The following is a 16514-nucleotide window of genomic DNA, read 5'->3' as shown; positions in this document are numbered from 1 at the left end:
TTCTTTAGATTATTTTAGGAAATTTTATTTCTCAACTTGTAGAATTCCTCTTTTTAAAATTTGACCAAATTCATACATATCAGCAAAAGAACTATACAATGGAACCGGCGCTAAACGAATAACATTTGGCTCACGCCAATCTGTTATTACACCATTTTCCATTAAAAAATCAAATAAGCTGCGTCCTTCTCCGTGCAGTAATACTGATAATTGTGATGCTCTCTCAACTGGACTTGACGGAGTAATGATTTCAAAAGTACTGTCCACTTCCTTATCAATTTCTTGAAGAATAAATTCTAAATACGAGGTGATTAAATCTCTTTTCTCAACAATTGAGTCCATTCCTATTTCATCAAACATTTCTACTGATGCTAAATAAGGAGCTAAGGAAAGAATGGGAAGATTACTTATCTGCCAACCATCAGCGCCATGAACTGGATCAAAAGAAGGTTCCATTTTAAAACGACGTTCTTTATTATGTCCCCACCAGCCGGCAAATCTTGGTAAGTCAGCGTCTTGATGGTGTTTCTCATGTACAAAACATCCTGAAGCATTTCCTGGCCCCGAGTTCATATACTTATAACTGCACCAAGCGGCAAAATCTACATTCCAATCATGAAGTTCCATTTTTATATTTCCTGCGGCATGAGCTAAATCCCATCCTACATAAGCTCCTGCTTTATGACCTGCAGCAGTTATCGTTTTCATGTCAAAAACTTGTCCCGTATAATAATTAACTCCGCCTATTAAGACTAATGCTAATTCATCACCTACTTCTTCAATTTTAGCTAAGACATCTTCTGTTCGAATATTATGTTCTCCGTCACGACGTTTAATTTCTACAATCGCATCTTCTGTTTTGTATCCATGAGAATGAACTTGACTTTGAAACATATACTGATCAGATGGAAAAGCTTTCTCTTCACAAATAATTTTATATCTCGTTTTTGTAGGTCGGTAAAAAGAAACCATCAGCAAATGAAGATTAACGGTAAGTGTATTCATCACTGTAACTTCAGATGGTAAAGCGCCTACAACTTTACTTAAGGGATTAGCAAAACGCTCATGGTAATCCCACCAAGGTTTTTCAGCATAAAAGTGCCCTTCTACTGCAAGATTAGCCCAATCTTCCATTACCTCGTCAACATAAGCTTTTGTACGCTTAGGTTGTAAACCTAATGAATTTCCAGTAAAATAAATTACTTTCTTATCATTTACCTTTGGAAAAATAAATTCGTCTTGGTATTTATTTAATTTATCTTGAGCATCTAAACGTTGCGCAAATTCAATTGTATTTTCGAAAGTCATGTTGTATAATTTGAATTGTAAAAATAAGAAAAAAGAAAATAGAGGAAAGGAGATTTTGTAACGAATAAAAAAACAAATCTAGACTCTTCAATTTAATACTATTATTCTTGGCTTAATAATTGACTACCTTTGATAGAACATTAAATTTATATCTATGCTTAAAAATAGTTTAAACGTTATTATAATCGCAGTAGCTGTTGTAATTTCCTCTTATTTATTTTCGAATGCTTTTCAGAATCGGAATAAAAGTAACGACACTATTAGCGTTACAGGTTCAGGTAAAAAAGATTTCGTTTCTGACTTAATCGTTTGGAGTGGTTCTTTTTCGAAAAAAAGCATGACTTTGAAGGAGGCTTACGCCGAATTAGATTCTGATCGTGAGAAAATAAAAAGTTATTTGTCAGGTAAAGGAATTGCAGCTAATGAGATGGTTTTTTCAGCGGTAAGTTTCAATAAAGACATTGAAACTACTTACAATGAAAACGGGACGACTCGACAACAAATTTTTACTGGATTTAATTTAACTCAAAGTGTAAGTATCCAATCTAAAGAAGTAAATAAAATTGAAGAATTATCTAGGCAATCTAGTGAGCTAATCAATTCAGGTGTTGAATTTTATTCTAATGCTCCTGAATATTATTATACAAAATTAGCCGAGCTAAAGATAAAAATGATCGCTGAAGCTACAAAAGACGCTAGTGTAAGAGCAAAAAGCATTGCCGAAAATGCAGATGCTAGTTTAGGGAATCTTAAAAAATCAGATATGGGTGTTTTCCAGATAACAGGTCAAAATTCATCTGAGGATTTCTCTTATGGAGGTTCGTTTAACACTGCTTCTAAAAACAAAACAGCTAATATCACTGTTCGGTTAGTATATCAGGTTAATTAGATTATTTCTAATCATTTAGAAACTACTGAATAGTTTTTGCATCGTAAATTGTGTGAGTGATGGAAGCGGCATCCTTTATTTTCTTGATAAAGAAAATAAAGATATAGCGTACAGCACGACCCTTGGGGCACACCCAAAAAAAAACTCGCCAATACTGACGAGTTTTTTTTATGCTTTAAATTGATATGTACCAATTATTGAGAATCTGAAATAAATAATTATTGAGAATCTGAAATAAATTCAGATTAAATAATTAACATAGCATCACCATAAGAATAGAATTTGTATTCTTTTTCAATAGCATCTGCGTATGCTTTTTTCATTAAATCATGTCCACAAAAAGCAGAAACCATCATTAATAAAGTTGATTTTGGTGTGTGAAAATTAGTAATCATACATGTTGGAATTGTAAACTCATGCGGAGGGAAAACAAACTTATTAGTCCATCCGTCAAAAGGATTCAATGTTTCATGTGATGAAACTGAGCTTTCAACAGCACGCATAGAAGTAGTTCCTACGGTACAAATACGTTTCTTTTTAGCTTTAGCGTCATTCACAATATCACAGGCTTCTTGAGTAATTTTCAACTCCTCAGAATCCATTTTATGCTTAGATAAATCTTCAACCTCAACTGGATTAAATGTCCCTAAACCTACGTGAAGCGTAACTTCAGCAAACTTTATTCCTTTAATTTCTAGTTTTTTCAACAAATGTTTAGAGAAGTGCAATCCTGCAGTAGGCGCTGCAACAGCTCCTTCTTCTTTAGCATAAATAGTTTGATAACGTTCCGCATCTTCTGGAGTTACGTCTCTTGAAATGTATTTTGGTATTGGAGTTTCTCCAAGTTCAGTCAATTTATTTCTAAATTCTTCATACGAACCGTCATAAAGGAAACGCAATGTTCTTCCACGAGAAGTTGTATTGTCGATAACCTCAGCTACTAATGAATCATCATCACCAAAATATAATTTGTTTCCAATTCTGATTTTACGTGCTGGATCAACTAAAACATCCCAAAGTCTTTGCTCAGAATTAAGTTCTCTAAGTAAAAAAACTTCGATTCTTGCTCCTGTTTTTTCTTTGTTCCCGTACAAACGAGCTGGAAAAACCTTAGTATTATTTAAGATTAAAACATCGCCTTCATCAAAATAATCGATAACATCTTTGAACATCTTGTGCTCAATGGTTTGCTTTTTACGATCAATAACCATTAGACGCGCTTCGTCCCTGTTTTCAGCAGGATACTCTGCAAGCAATTCTTTAGGTAAATCGAATTGAAAATGTGATAACTTCATTTTTGTTTTTTATTTAAAAGATTAAATCCCCCGGCAAAAAATTGCCACAAATTGTAAACTTGCTTAAGAGTGCAAATATACGACTGTGAGATAGGCGTTGTCAAGTGTTTTGATGTTTAATTTAGAAACAAAGTTAGAAAGTCACAAAATATCAGCAGTTTAGCCCGCAAACATTGAGAATTAGTCTATAGTTTATGAAATAATAAAACCTAAAGTTTTCATATCCTCCCAGAAATCAGGGTATGATTTTGAAACCACGTCAGCATTTTCAATTATAATGGGCACTTTTAATGCTAAAGGAGCGAATGCCATTGCCATTCTGTGGTCATTATAAGTAGCAATTTTTACATTATGGTTGATTTTACTTGACGCTGTAAGCGTTAAACTATCATTAGTAACTGTAATATTTGCACCTAATTTTGTCAATTCAATTCTCAACGCTTCTAATCTATCTGTCTCTTTTATTTTCAAAGTGTGAAGTCCTGTCAAATGACAACCAATTCCTAAACCGAGACATGTTACCACAATAGTTTGAGCAATATCTGGTGTGTTGTTAAGTTCCAAGTTTAAATTTTCAGGTTTGAAATTTAGTATTTTGGTTAAAGACAAAACATTGTTTTCGAAATTTGACACAACTCCCATTTGCTTGTAAATTTCAACCAAAGCTGAATCGCCTTGCAAACTATTTTCTTTATAGCTAGTCAATGAAATAGCAGCCTGATCAGCTAATGCAACCAAACTAAAAAAGTAGGATGCAGAACTCCAATCTGATTCTACAACCATTTCTTTAACTTCTACTTCTTGCTTTGGAAAAACTTTAATTATATTTCCTTCAAAACTAGTTTGGATATCAAGATCATTCAGCAAAGCTAATGTCATTTTGATGTACGGAACAGAAGTTATTTCACCTTCCAATAATAATTCTAAACCGTTTACTAATTTTGGAGCAATTAATAACAACGCTGAAATATATTGACTACTGACATTTGCAGCCATCGTAACTCTAGATGCTTTGATTTTTTGTCCTTTGATTCGTATTGGCGGATATCCATCTTCCTTTTCATAAGTGATTTTCACTCCTAATTGCGTAATAGCTTCTACTAAAACTTTTATAGGTCTCTCTTGCATTCTCGCGGAACCAGTTAAAACTATTTCCCTCCCCTCTTGAGTAGCAAAATAGGCACTTAAGAAACGCATAGCAGTTCCAGCATGATGAATATCTATAGATTCATTATTACCTTTTAATGCTTTCTGCATGACTTCACTATCATCTGAATTAGAAGTATTTGATAAAGTTATATTAGGATATAAAGCTTGTAATAATAGTAATCGGTTGGTTTCGCTTTTTGATCCAGTAACGGCAATTTGAGCTTTTAAATTAGAATGGGTAGTTTGTAACAGTAGATCCATGTTGTGATTATCAGTTGTGTAGTAGGAATTATTTTCGAAATAAATGAAGTGTGCAATTTACCAATAGTCGACTGTAATTCATAATTTATGATCTACAAATTACTTCAGTTTTTCGTTGTTTTTGTGACGTTCTTTATCTCTAATTGACTTGAAATCCATCTTTTTGTCAAAAGCTGCTTGTAAATCAATTCCCGTTTGATTTGCCAAACACAAAACCACAAAGACCACATCAGCTAATTCTTCACCCAAATCTTTATTTTTATCACTTTCTTTTTCAGATTGTTCGCCGTAACGACGCGCGATAATCCTAGCTACTTCACCTACTTCCTCTGTAAGTTGTGCCATATTTGTCAATTCATTGAAATAACGAACACCGTGCTCTTTTATCCAATTATCTACGTCAAGTTGTGAGTTCTTTAAGTCCATTTTTATTAGTGTATTTTGATTTTATTAATTTGTTTTATTATTCGATTTGCTTTTATTAAAGTAGCTATTATTCTTTGATATTGTTTAATATCTTTAGATTCTAGTAACTTACTTTTTCTGTCTGTGAGCCATTTTTGTGCTGGTTGAGAATTTCCGATGTATAGATTCCAAACTGCTTCAGGAATGTTTTCAAAATATTGTGTGTCGTTGATAAATACTTTAGCTAGATTTTCATCACTACAATTTCCTTCGATACAATTCCCCTCCTCTGGACGGGGTGGTCTTTCTATTTCATCACAATCAATCTCCCCATAGTTTTCAACAATAAAATTTTCTAAATCAGTCATAGCTTTACTCATATTTTGCAAAACATCTACAACTGGAATTCGGAATATTTTTAAACCCAATGATTTGAAATACTCTTCTCTATCAGCATCATTCTTTTCTTTTCCTTCATGACTTACTCCATCTATTTCGACAATTAAACCTAGCTTTTTTACGTAAAAATCCACAATGTAATTGCCAATAATTCTTTGACGGTCAAAATCTATTTTATAAAAATGACTTTTATTAACTTGCATCCAGAACAATACCTCTGACAAGTTATATGCGTATCGAAGTGCTTTTGCTCTTTCTTTTAATTTTGGATTGTACTGTATTGTGGTAACTGTATTGTGGAATATTTTTATGTTTTTGATTGTGAAATGTGGGGGAGTTGTGTTATTTTCCAGGACTTGTGTCGCAGAAGGAAATACCACCCCGTCCGCCTGCGGCGGACACCCATCCAAAGGAGGGGAATTCGAGTTAGTAAATTCCCCTCCTTCGGAGAGGTGGCTGTAGGCCGGGGTGGTATCTTTAATTTTAAATCGTAGATTATGAACCTTATTATTCCCATCAACAGGAAATTGAGCAATATTCCCTCCTAAACATGGACTTTCCAGCAAATTTATTTCTCGCATTTCTCTTCCCAATTTCACCAGCTTCCAAAAATCATCATCAACTTTTGGAAATGGAATTTTGGGAAAATTTATACTAAAATATTTTTGGAATTTTTCTTTATAAATAACTGAGAAAGAAACAGCATAAATATAATTTAGAAAATCGGTCGTGTCAAAAACTTGTTTAAAGTCGTCTCTTAATTCGTCATTGTTGTTCGCAAAACAGACATTTCCATTTTCTTTTTTTAAAACAAAATCTAAATTTATCTTTTTACTAAAAGCAACAATACTTTCATGATTAAAATCAGGGAGATTAGTCAAGACTAAATCATTAGTATCGGCTGAAAAAATAGCTGAATTTAAATTTTGGATGTATTGTTCTAAAGTCATTGACTATGAATTTAAACAAATGTAAAGAATTGTAAGTAAGATATCTTTAAGAATGATTCTTACTAAATTTTGAGCAGAAAACTAAAATTTCAAACTTATTCTTTGTTTTTACTGTCTATCACTATAGTTACTGGCCCATCGTTTATCAAACCAACTTTCATATCAGCGCCAAAAACTCCCGTTTGTACTTTTTTACCAAGTTCTTTTTCTAACTGCTGTAAAAAACTCTCATAAAGCGGGATAGCAACATCAGGTTTTGAAGCTTTTATATAGGACGGTCGATTTCCTTTTTTGGTATTGGCGTGTAACGTAAATTGACTTACTACAATTATATCTCCTTCGGTATCTTTTATTGAAAGATTCATTACCTGATTCTCATCTTCAAAAATCCGAATATTAGCAATTTTAGCGGTTAGCCAATTAATATCATCTTGATTATCGGCGTCTTCTATTCCAACCAACACCAGTAAGCCTTTGTCAATATTAGCAACTACTTTTGAATCTATCGTTACTGAAGCGGAGGATACTCGTTGGATTACTGTTTTCAAATATTAGATATTAAATTTTAAATTTGGGGTTTTTAGAGCAATTTTATTCTCTTGTTTTATCACTTATTATTCTGTCTTCATTATGAATATCAGTGCGATAGTTTTCATCATCACCTTCTAGTATTTTTAAGTAACTATTGTAACGAGACCACGGAATTTCATCTCTTTCTAGAGCAGCTTTAATAGCACAATGCGGTTCTTCTTTATGTAAGCAATTATTAAATTTGCACTGTTCTTTCAATTTGAAAAATTCAGGGAAATAACCGCTGATTTCTTCTTTTTCCATGTCAACGATCCCGAAACCTTTGATTCCCGGAGTATCGATAATTTTTGCACCAAAAGACAAATCATACATTTCAGCAAAAGTCGTCGTATGTTGTCCTTGTTTACTTGCTTCTGAAATTGTCTTTGTTTTCAAATGCAATGTTGGCTCCATTGCATTAACCAATGTCGATTTCCCAACACCGGAGTGTCCTGAAAACATACTAACCTTACCAATCATTATTTCTTTTAAAGCTTCGATTCCTTTCATTTCAGTCGAAGAAACTCTCAAGCATTTATATCCAATTTGTTCATAAACATGCTGCATATACAATTGCTCATCAAGTGTAGCGTCATCTAAAGTATCAATTTTATTAAAAACTAAAATAGTTTCTATTCCGTACGCTTCAGCAGTAACCAAAAAACGGTCAATGAAATTAAAAGTCGTTGGAGGATTATTGATTGTAATTAATAAAAAAACACAATCAATATTAGAAGCAATAATATGCATTTGGTGAGATAAATTCACTGATTTTCGAACAATGTAATTCTTTCTCTCGTGAATATTGTGTATTGTTCCAGTGACAGTATCTGAAGATTCCTCGAGTTCATAATCAACAATATCACCTACCGCAATAGGATTGGTGCTTTTAATTCCCTTGATTCTAAATTTCCCTTTCATACGGCATTCTATAAAATCACCTTGTTCGGATTTTACGGTGTACCAGCTTCCTGTAGATTTATATACGAGTCCTGTCATGTAGGATTTTGATTGAAGATTAACGTCCCGAAAGTGCGGGATCGATTTTTATTTTAATTCGAATGTTTTGCAAAGATAAATGATTTATGATTGAGGAGTGACAATTTTAGAATTATGATTTTATAAGTGACTCTAAATAAAAAATCCCAAAATTATAAACTTTGGGATTTTTTCAAAATCATTTTTTTGAGCTCACGAAATCTAAAATAAGAAATATTTAAAATGCAATGCCGAATGTTTTAAACATTAACTATTTTTTCTTGGTGACCAATGCTCTCTTGGTGAATTGCCTTGAACATTCTAAGAACAAACTCTTCTGTCAAACCTTTCTTTTCACCTTCTAAAATCATTTTGCCAAGAATTTCATTCCAACGCGTATTTTGAAGAACCGCAACGTTAGCATCTTTTTTCACTTGACCTATTTGGTCCGCTACTTTCATACGTTTGCCCAACAATTCAAGTAAATTACCATCTAACACATCGATATTAGCTCTTAGCTTATTCATTTTTTGAGTGTATTCATCAGAAACATCATCTTGCTTCCTTACTCTCAAATCTTTAAAAATCTGTTTCAATGCATCAGGTGTTACTTGTTGTGCAGCATCACTCCACGCATTATCAGGATCCGTATGAGTTTCGATAATCATACCATCATAATTTAAATTTAGCGCTTCTTGCGTTACTTCAAGAATCATATCTCTGTTTCCTGTGATATGTGATGGATCAATAATTAAAGGTAAATCAGGAAATTTATTTTGCAAGTCAATTGCAATTTGCCATTCTGGAATATTTCTATATTTAGTTTTTTCGTATGTAGAGAAACCTCTGTGAATTACTCCTAATTTTTTAATTCCAGCAGCATACAAACGTTCTACCCCACCTAGCCATAAAGCCATATCTGGATTAACTGGGTTTTTTATTAATACAATTTTATCAGTTCCTGCTAATGTATCAGCAATTTCTTGAACAGCAAATGGATTTGCAGTCGTACGAGCACCAACCCATAAAACGTCAATATCATATTCTAAAGCTAATTTACAGTGTGCCGCAGTTGCAACCTCAGTTCCCATTAGCAAACCTGTTTCCTTTTTGGCTTTAACTAACCATTTCAATCCAATTTCGCCAACACCTTCAAATCCTCCGGGACGCGTTCTTGGTTTCCAGATTCCAGCTCTAAAAATACTTACATCAGAATCTTTCAATTCATGTGCAATTTTTAAAACTTGCTCTTCTGTTTCTGCACTACAAGGACCCGCTATCACTAAAGGATGTGTTAAATTGAAATCATTTAACCAACTTCTCATTTCTTTCTTATTTTCCATATTTTCTAAATTTGTCCTTAATTTTTAAACTCGTGCCATAGCAGAGAGAGATCTAAAAAAGGACTGTTGTTAATTACTTTTATTATGTTTTATTTTTTTAATACAAACTGTGACTTACCACTTAATACTGATCAATACTTACTTGCCCATTCCGTTTAAAATTTCTTTTATTCTATTTACACTTTCCATCTCTTCAAAAATGGCCGTGTAATCCTCGTTTACAAGTAAATCTTTAAACTGCGTTAAGTTGGAAATATACTCCTCTAAAGTTTTAACAACTTGCTTTCTATTTTGCTTAAAAATGGGCGTCCACATTGCTGGCGAACTTTTAGCTAATCGCACAGTGCTTTCAAAACCAGAACCGGCCATATCAAATATATCTTGCTCGTGCTTCTCTTTTTGAATAACCGTTTTACCAAGCATAAATGCAGAAATATGGGACAAGTGCGACACATAAGCTATATGTTTATCATGCGATTTAGGTTCCATATAACGAATTCTCATTCCTAATTCTCTAAACAGTTCTAGTGCCTTTTCTTGCAGCTTGAAAGCTGTTTTCTCAACCTCGCAAATAATGTTAGTCTTCCCTTGAAACAAACCTTTTATAGCTGCAGACGGTCCTGAAAACTCCGTCCCTGCAATAGGATGAGTCGCAATAAAATTTCTCCTTTTTGGATGTTCACTAACTGCTTCACAAATTGGTAATTTGGTAGAACCAACTTCAAAAACGATAGTATTTTCTCCAATTAAATCTAGTACCGTTGGCAAGAGAACCATCGCCACATCTACCGGAACCGAAACTATCACAAAATCAGCTGTTGCTAAATCTTCCATTTTTCCAGGCTCGTCAATAATCCCTAGCTCCATTGCTTCTTGCAAATGTTTTTCACTACTATCAATCCCAAATATCTTGGAATTAGGTTGTAGCGCTTTGATGTCTAAAGCCATCGAACCACCTATTAAACCTATCCCTATTATGTATGTTTTCATTTTATATCTTCTATATTTTCCTAATTTTTACTAGGAGCTATTTCCTGCTATCCGCTGCAATCTTTTATTTCCGCCGTGGCGGACATAAAAGGATTTTTACTACTATCAGGGCTAGAATGTTTTGCCCTTTAAGAACATTCTTCTTTACTAAATCGTTGTCAAAGTTTGAAAATTTGACAAAGAAGTCTGTTATTCATTATAAGATCCTCCGAAATAAATCGCTTCTCTAAGTTGTGAATCTATCTATTGCTTCTTGAACTTTTTCTTCAGTTACACACAATGAAAATCTTATATATCCTTCACCATTACTTCCAAAAATAGTACCCGGTGTTATGAAAATTGATTTTTCATATAATATCCCATCAATGAACTTTTCTGCTGATTGGATACCGTCAGGCAATTTGGCCCACACAAATAATCCGACTCCTTCTTTATAAACTTTGCATCCTAATTTCTTAGCTAATTTCTCAGTCAGCACTCTTCTTTTTCTATAAATCGTATTCATATCTTGAAACCAAGAAGAATCACTCTTTAAAGCTTCGGTTGCACCTTTCTGAATTGCAAAGAACATTCCGCTGTCCATATTACTTTTCACTTTCAAAACAGAATCAATAAATTTAGCATTCCCTAAAAGCATTCCTACTCTCCATCCCGCCATATTGTATGTTTTGCTCAACGAATTTAGTTCTAAAGCCACTTCTTTCGCACCTTCAACTTGCAGCAAACTCATTGGTTTATCATTCAAAACAAAACTATATGGATTGTCATTTATTAGTAAAATCTTATGTTTCTTAGCGAATGCCACAAGTTTTGAAAACAACTGTAGACTACCTCGAGCTCCCGTAGGCATGTGCGGATAACCTATCCACATAATTTTAACTTTCGATAGATCTAACTTTTCTAAAGCTTCAAAATCGGGTTCCCAATTTGTATTTTCTTTTAAATCATAAAAAACTGGTACTGCACCAACTAGATTAGTAACCGACGTATAGGTTGGATAACCTGGATTCGGAATTAAAACATGATCTCCTTCGTTCAAGAAAGCTAAAGAAATATGCATGATACCCTCTTTTGAACCCATCAATGGCAAAATTTCATTAATTGGATTTACAACAACGTCATAATTATTTTTATAGAAATTAGCCATTCCTTCGCGTAATTCTGGCAAGCCCTGATAACTTTGATATTGGTGCGCATTGTTATCTTGCATTGCTAAAATTAGAGCATCAACCACTGCTTTTGAAGGCAATAAATCTGGACTTCCAATTCCCATATTGATGATGGGCTTCCCTTCAGACGCTAGTTGTCTCACTTCTCTCAACTTTGAAGAGAAATAGTATTCTTCGACTGTATCTAAACGTTTTGCTGTTGTAATCATGTTTTTATTTTAAATCTTTATTCCTTCTTGTACTTAATCTTTTGTGTTTTTATATTCTCCTAGTACTTTAAAATACTCGGCCATAATTACCAGTAATGATTTTGCCTTTGCATAGTCTTCGTATTTTTCGAAAGTAATATCCACAAAAAATGAATACTTCCACGGAGTCTCTATTTTTGGCAATGATTGAATCTTAGTCAAGTTCATTTTACAGTCACTCATTACATTCAAAACTGCAGCTAAACTGCCTCGCTTGTGATCTAATTCAAATTTGATTGAAGCTCTTCTAATTTCTGATTCTGGCACAAACGAATTCTCTTTTTTCAAAATAACAAAACGAGTCATATTGTTTTTTATAGTTTGAATCTTAGGTACTAATATTTCTAAACCGTACATTTCTGCAGCTGTTTCACTCGCTATAGCAGCTATCCCTTTTAACTGATTCTGCTGAATTCGTCGAGCCGTTTCAGCAGTATCTTTATCTTCAACCAACTTTATATTCGGATATTTTTTTAAAAAATCCATACACTGTAAAATTGCCATAGGATGCGAATGAACTTCTGTAATATCTTCGATTCGTTGCCCTTTTAAAGCCATTAAATTTTGATTAATATTTAAATAATGTTCTCCTATTATGTGTAAATTATTTTTGTCAATTAATGCATAATTAGGAATTATAGGACCTGCAATAGAATTTTCAATTGCCATCACTGCTTGATCACATTTTCCTGAAAGTAAGCTATCTATCAATTCCTCAAACGACAAACACTCATCTACAGCAACATTTCGCTGATAGTATTCTTGTGCTACTTGATGGTGAAAAGAACCCTTAATTCCTTGAATTGCAATTATATTATTTATCATTTTTTAAATTTTAGGCAAAAAAAAATCCCGATTCACATCGGGATTGTATATTTATAATTATCAATTTAATTTTCTAATTAAATAACCATACGACAATCCCTTTCCTGTTTCCAGAAATAAAAAGAATTGCTAAAATAAAATCGGTTATTGAACATTATGTTTTCATTTTTTGTATTAAACTCTCTGCGAATGTATAAATAATTTCGACTGCACCAAAAAAAAATCTATTTATTTTGAAACAAAAAAAGAATCGGCGATAAAATCCATTTAAAATTATGCTATAGTTAAAAAAAGGCTTCTAAAATAACATTTAAATAATGCTGTATTAAAAAGAAAAGTAATAATCAGCTTAATAAAAACATTATTTTTTTACTCTTGTGGGAGTATCAGTGCCATTAATAATGCTTTCTGAACTAATTGCGATCGCTTTTATAATTTCAGTCATATTATCTAAGTCTAAGGTTGAAACCTCATCGCTTAATTTATGATAATTCATTTCGACATCCATTTTTGAAGTTGAAATAGTATGCGCTGGAACTCCCTGAGCTGCTAATCTAGCATTATCTGAACGATAAAACAATTGTTGTTCTGGATAAGGATCTTGATAGAAATTGAAATTTGTGCCAACTAAGTTTTTCTGTAAAATAGTTCCAAAATCTGTTTTCTCAAATCCTGTAATATAAGCTGAATTTTTACCCCATTTGCTTTCTGTCCCTATCATTTCGAGATTAAACATAGCAACAACTTTATTTGGATCCATCTTTGCAGAAAAGAATTTAGAACCAAAACCGCCTATTTCTTCTCCAGTAAAAGCTACAAAAATCATTGTGCGCTCGTTTTTATCTAAGTCCTTAAAGTATTTTGCTAAAGCAATTACTGCTGTTGTTCCGGAAGCGTCATCATTTGCACCATTATAAATTTTATCAACACCTTCTTTCTCCATTCCTAAATGGTCATAATGCGCTGAAAAAATCACGTACTCATTTGGCCGAGATTTCCCCGGTAAAATTGCGATAACGTTGTTTGCTGGTTTTCCTTTTACATCAAATTCTTGACGGTAATTTTTTAAGTCATCATAATAAGAAAGATTGATTTTTTTAAACTCACTTTCGATGAAAGTAGAAGCTAATTCAATTCCAGGAGAAAAAGTCGCTCTTCCTTCCATCTTATCTGACGCAAGTTCGGTTTCGATTCGGATTACTTCTTCTTTATCTATAACTACTTGCGCTTGGGCAAAAAACCCAAGAAACGCAAACAACAGTATGCTCTTATTTTTCATAATTAGACTCATTTTATTTATCAGTTCACAGAGGTAAGCGATGCAATATCAAAGCTTAACTCTTAAAATTACAATTCAATTTCAAAACGCTCCCTTGTAATATTTTTTAAAAATACATATTTGGCAATCAAAGAAACAACAAATCCATAATTTTTCTGTTTACTTTTGCAACAAATAATATGACATGTCGATAGAAGTAAATAATATATCAAAAAGTTACGGTGCTCAAAAGGCATTAGACAACATTTCTTTTTCTGTAGAAAAAGGTGAGATTGTTGGTTTTTTAGGTCCAAACGGTGCTGGGAAATCTACTTTGATGAAAATATTAACGACTTATATCAACGCAGATGAAGGAACTGCCGTCGTAAACGGACATGATGTAAATTTAAATCAAAAAGCTGTTCAGCGCTCTATTGGTTATTTGCCAGAACACAATCCTTTGTATTTAGATTTATACGTCAGAGAATATTTAGCTTTTAATGCGGATGTATATAAAATTGCAAAATCACGTATTGAAGAAGTTATTTTACTTACTGGTCTATCTTCTGAAAGTCACAAGAAAATTGGACAATTATCAAAAGGTTATCGTCAGCGTGTAGGTTTAGCTAACGCTTTATTGCATAATCCAGAAGTATTAATTTTAGATGAACCTACTACAGGTTTAGATCCTAATCAATTAATTGAAATAAGAAATGTGATCAAAAATGCTGGAAAGGATAAAACAATTTTTCTTTCTACTCACATTATGCAGGAAGTAGAGGCTATTTGTGACCGAGTTATTATTATCAATAATGGCAAAATTGTCGCAGACAAAAAATTAGATAAATTAATTTCTGCAGACAAGGAGCAAGTTATCGAAGTTGAATTTGATTATAAAATTGAAGAACAAGCTATTGCAAAAATAGAAAATCTTACTTCGTACAAAAACACCCATGATATGATCTGGGAATTAACGTTCCTTGCTGATAAGGATATGCGTCCTGCAGTATTTGACTTTGCGAATGAAAATGGTTTAAAAACACTACAGCTGAACCAAAAGAACAAAAATTTAGAAGCGGTTTTTAGAGAAATTACAAAAGAATAGACCTCTAAATCTGTCTGTAAACTTCAACCTTCTCTTTTGAAAGTCTTTGCTGAAGCCATAAAACAAACTTTGTTTTTGAGGCTCTATTTAATTCCCTTTTGCTTTTGTAAACGAGCACCGGAATTATTTGAGCTTTTTCTGTGTTTTCATCGTAAATATGATTAGAAATTGACAAGTTTTCAATCTCAGGAAAAATTATTTTTGCCTCGGCTAAAATCACAGCATTATTATAATTATTTCTCTTTATCTGTTTTTCTAATTCTAGAATGGTTAAATCTTTTTTATTTATAGTCGCTTTTTCAAAATTTATTTGATTCGAAATATACTTTTTGATATCGGTGGTGTCTTGTCGAATTTTAAGTTCTGTATTTTCAACACCATAGGTTTTCAGTCTTTTATTTAGGACCTTCAATTCATCGTCACTAGTCTTTTTAGCTAAAAACACTAATTCTATATTTTTAGGACTTACGTTAGTTTTGATTTTTTTATAAAGAATCGTATACCCTTTTGCGGTAAATTCATCACTTATAAAAAGTTCTATTTTTTGATTGTATTTCTTTTCTTGAATTAATATGTAAGCAAAGTACACGCTAGGAATAATCATTACTAATATCAACGATGTCATTGCATATTTTACCTTTTTTTCTTTAGTCTCGTCAATTTGCTTTGCTGATGGATATTTAAGATATTTTACAATTAGAAAGGTAGCAATACAAATAAAAACACAATTGATAACGTACAAATAAATCGCACCAAAGAAATAACTATAATTACCAATCGCTAATCCATATCCAGCTGTACACAAAGGAGGCATTAATGCAGTTGCAATCGCTACTCCAGGAATTGGATTTCCTTTCTCTACTCTAGTGATGGCGATTACACCAACTAAACCACCAAAAAAGGCTATAAAAATATCATAAATATTGGGAGAAGTTCTGGATAACAATTCAGATTGCGTTTCCTTAAATGGACTTAAGTAAAAATAAAATGTGGAGACTACTAATCCTACGATTGTTGCAATCAGAAGATTTTTTAAGGCTTTTTTTAGTAGATTAAAATCATAAATTCCTAAACCAAAACCGGCACCAACAATAGGTCCCATTAATGGAGAGATAAGCATCGCCCCAATAACTACAGCAGTGGAATTTACATTTAATCCAACGCATGCGACTACAATTGCACAAGCTAAAATCCAAAAATTTGAACCTCTAAAAGAAATATTAGCTTTTACATTTTCTAAAACTTTAAGCCGATCTTCTTCTCCTGTATGAAGGTTTATGAAGTTTATAACTTTATGCAGAATTTCTTTCATCAATGTTACGTTTTTTAAACAAAAATGAAATTACATTTTTATTCTCGAATACCATAACCA

Annotated in this window: 15 protein-coding genes; 2 read left to right on the top strand and 13 right to left on the bottom strand. The window is 32.7% G+C overall.

Annotated elements, in window-relative coordinates; genetic code table 11:
- Window positions 1-24: 24 nt before the first annotated feature.
- Window positions 25-1308 (bottom strand): kynureninase, encoded by a 1284-nt coding sequence (gene kynU, locus RCH19_RS07045; protein ID WP_343022622.1) that lies wholly within the window; start codon window positions 1306-1308, stop codon window positions 25-27.
- Window positions 1309-1462: 154 nt separating this feature from the next.
- Between kynU and RCH19_RS07040 the strand changes: the two genes are divergently transcribed.
- Window positions 1463-2197 (top strand): SIMPL domain-containing protein, encoded by a 735-nt coding sequence (locus tag RCH19_RS07040; protein WP_121925063.1) that lies wholly within the window; start codon window positions 1463-1465, stop codon window positions 2195-2197.
- Window positions 2198-2442: 245 nt separating this feature from the next.
- Here RCH19_RS07040 and queA read toward each other — a convergent pair whose 3' ends face one another.
- The 11 genes from queA to RCH19_RS06985 form a co-directional block, all read right to left on the bottom strand.
- Window positions 2443-3492, bottom strand: a complete 1050-nt coding sequence (gene queA, locus RCH19_RS07035; protein WP_121925062.1) for a tRNA preQ1(34) S-adenosylmethionine ribosyltransferase-isomerase QueA — start codon at window positions 3490-3492, stop codon at window positions 2443-2445.
- Window positions 3493-3684: 192 nt separating this feature from the next.
- Window positions 3685-4902, bottom strand: a complete 1218-nt coding sequence (locus tag RCH19_RS07030) for a 3-phosphoshikimate 1-carboxyvinyltransferase (protein ID WP_343022621.1) — start codon at window positions 4900-4902, stop codon at window positions 3685-3687.
- A gap of 99 nt (window positions 4903-5001) precedes the next feature.
- Window positions 5002-5328, bottom strand: coding sequence for a nucleotide pyrophosphohydrolase (locus RCH19_RS07025; protein ID WP_343022620.1), 327 nt, complete (start codon window positions 5326-5328; stop codon window positions 5002-5004).
- Window positions 5329-5333: 5 nt separating this feature from the next.
- The gene (locus RCH19_RS07020) at window positions 5334-6656 is read right to left on the bottom strand and encodes a type ISP restriction/modification enzyme (RefSeq protein WP_343022619.1); all 1323 of its coding nucleotides are present in this window, start codon (window positions 6654-6656) and stop codon (window positions 5334-5336) included.
- Between the two features lie 95 nt (window positions 6657-6751).
- A complete protein-coding gene (gene dtd, locus RCH19_RS07015) occupies window positions 6752-7204 on the bottom strand; it encodes a D-aminoacyl-tRNA deacylase (protein WP_343022618.1) in 453 nt (150 codons plus the stop codon).
- A 43-nt stretch (window positions 7205-7247) separates the two neighbouring features.
- Window positions 7248-8225 (bottom strand): ribosome small subunit-dependent GTPase A, encoded by a 978-nt coding sequence (gene rsgA / locus RCH19_RS07010; RefSeq protein WP_121925058.1) that lies wholly within the window; start codon window positions 8223-8225, stop codon window positions 7248-7250.
- Window positions 8226-8464: 239 nt separating this feature from the next.
- Entirely contained in the window at window positions 8465-9547 is a 1083-nt protein-coding gene (locus RCH19_RS07005) for a bifunctional 3-deoxy-7-phosphoheptulonate synthase/chorismate mutase type II (RefSeq protein WP_343022617.1), read from the bottom strand.
- A 138-nt stretch (window positions 9548-9685) separates the two neighbouring features.
- Window positions 9686-10537: a prephenate dehydrogenase gene (locus tag RCH19_RS07000; RefSeq protein ID WP_343022616.1), complete on the bottom strand. Its 852-nt coding sequence runs from the start codon at window positions 10535-10537 to the stop codon at window positions 9686-9688.
- Window positions 10538-10763: 226 nt separating this feature from the next.
- On the bottom strand, window positions 10764-11915 hold the full coding sequence (locus RCH19_RS06995) for an aminotransferase class I/II-fold pyridoxal phosphate-dependent enzyme (protein ID WP_343022615.1): 1152 nt from the start codon (window positions 11913-11915) through the stop codon (window positions 10764-10766).
- A 33-nt stretch (window positions 11916-11948) separates the two neighbouring features.
- Complete coding sequence (locus tag RCH19_RS06990) at window positions 11949-12776, bottom strand: prephenate dehydratase (protein WP_343022642.1); 828 nt, start codon at window positions 12774-12776, stop codon at window positions 11949-11951.
- A 364-nt stretch (window positions 12777-13140) separates the two neighbouring features.
- On the bottom strand, window positions 13141-14058 hold the full coding sequence (locus RCH19_RS06985; protein WP_343022614.1) for a M28 family peptidase: 918 nt from the start codon (window positions 14056-14058) through the stop codon (window positions 13141-13143).
- A gap of 184 nt (window positions 14059-14242) precedes the next feature.
- Between RCH19_RS06985 and gldA the strand changes: the two genes are divergently transcribed.
- A complete protein-coding gene (gene gldA, locus RCH19_RS06980) occupies window positions 14243-15142 on the top strand; it encodes a gliding motility-associated ABC transporter ATP-binding subunit GldA (RefSeq protein ID WP_343022613.1) in 900 nt (299 codons plus the stop codon).
- Window positions 15143-15146: 4 nt separating this feature from the next.
- Here the strand turns inward: gldA and RCH19_RS06975 are convergent, their stop codons facing one another.
- On the bottom strand, window positions 15147-16454 hold the full coding sequence (locus tag RCH19_RS06975; RefSeq protein ID WP_343022612.1) for a TIGR00341 family protein: 1308 nt from the start codon (window positions 16452-16454) through the stop codon (window positions 15147-15149).
- Window positions 16455-16514: the final 60 nt, after the last annotated feature.

The organism is Flavobacterium sp. PL12, assembly GCF_039123485.1.
In the GTDB taxonomy this organism is placed as follows: domain Bacteria; phylum Bacteroidota; class Bacteroidia; order Flavobacteriales; family Flavobacteriaceae; genus Flavobacterium; species Flavobacterium weaverense.
Note: the sequence above shows the minus strand (reverse complement) of the source record. Positions and strands in the feature narration are given on the sequence as shown.

Coding starts and splice junctions, on each gene's coding strand:
- kynU (WP_343022622.1), bottom strand. CDS start 1,308: ATGACTTTCGAAAATACAATTGAATTTGCGCAACGTTTAGATGCTCAA.
- RCH19_RS07025 (WP_343022620.1), bottom strand. CDS start 5,328: ATGGACTTAAAGAACTCACAACTTGACGTAGATAATTGGATAAAAGAG.
- rsgA (WP_121925058.1), bottom strand. CDS start 8,225: ATGACAGGACTCGTATATAAATCTACAGGAAGCTGGTACACCGTAAAA.
- RCH19_RS07030 (WP_343022621.1), bottom strand. CDS start 4,902: ATGGATCTACTGTTACAAACTACCCATTCTAATTTAAAAGCTCAAATT.
- RCH19_RS06985 (WP_343022614.1), bottom strand. CDS start 14,058: ATGAAAAATAAGAGCATACTGTTGTTTGCGTTTCTTGGGTTTTTTGCC.
- RCH19_RS07000 (WP_343022616.1), bottom strand. CDS start 10,537: ATGAAAACATACATAATAGGGATAGGTTTAATAGGTGGTTCGATGGCT.
- gldA (WP_343022613.1), top strand. CDS start 14,243: ATGTCGATAGAAGTAAATAATATATCAAAAAGTTACGGTGCTCAAAAG.
- RCH19_RS06995 (WP_343022615.1), bottom strand. CDS start 11,915: ATGATTACAACAGCAAAACGTTTAGATACAGTCGAAGAATACTATTTC.
- queA (WP_121925062.1), bottom strand. CDS start 3,492: ATGAAGTTATCACATTTTCAATTCGATTTACCTAAAGAATTGCTTGCA.
- RCH19_RS06975 (WP_343022612.1), bottom strand. CDS start 16,454: ATGAAAGAAATTCTGCATAAAGTTATAAACTTCATAAACCTTCATACA.
- RCH19_RS07020 (WP_343022619.1), bottom strand. CDS start 6,656: ATGACTTTAGAACAATACATCCAAAATTTAAATTCAGCTATTTTTTCA.
- RCH19_RS07005 (WP_343022617.1), bottom strand. CDS start 9,547: ATGGAAAATAAGAAAGAAATGAGAAGTTGGTTAAATGATTTCAATTTA.
- RCH19_RS07040 (WP_121925063.1), top strand. CDS start 1,463: ATGCTTAAAAATAGTTTAAACGTTATTATAATCGCAGTAGCTGTTGTA.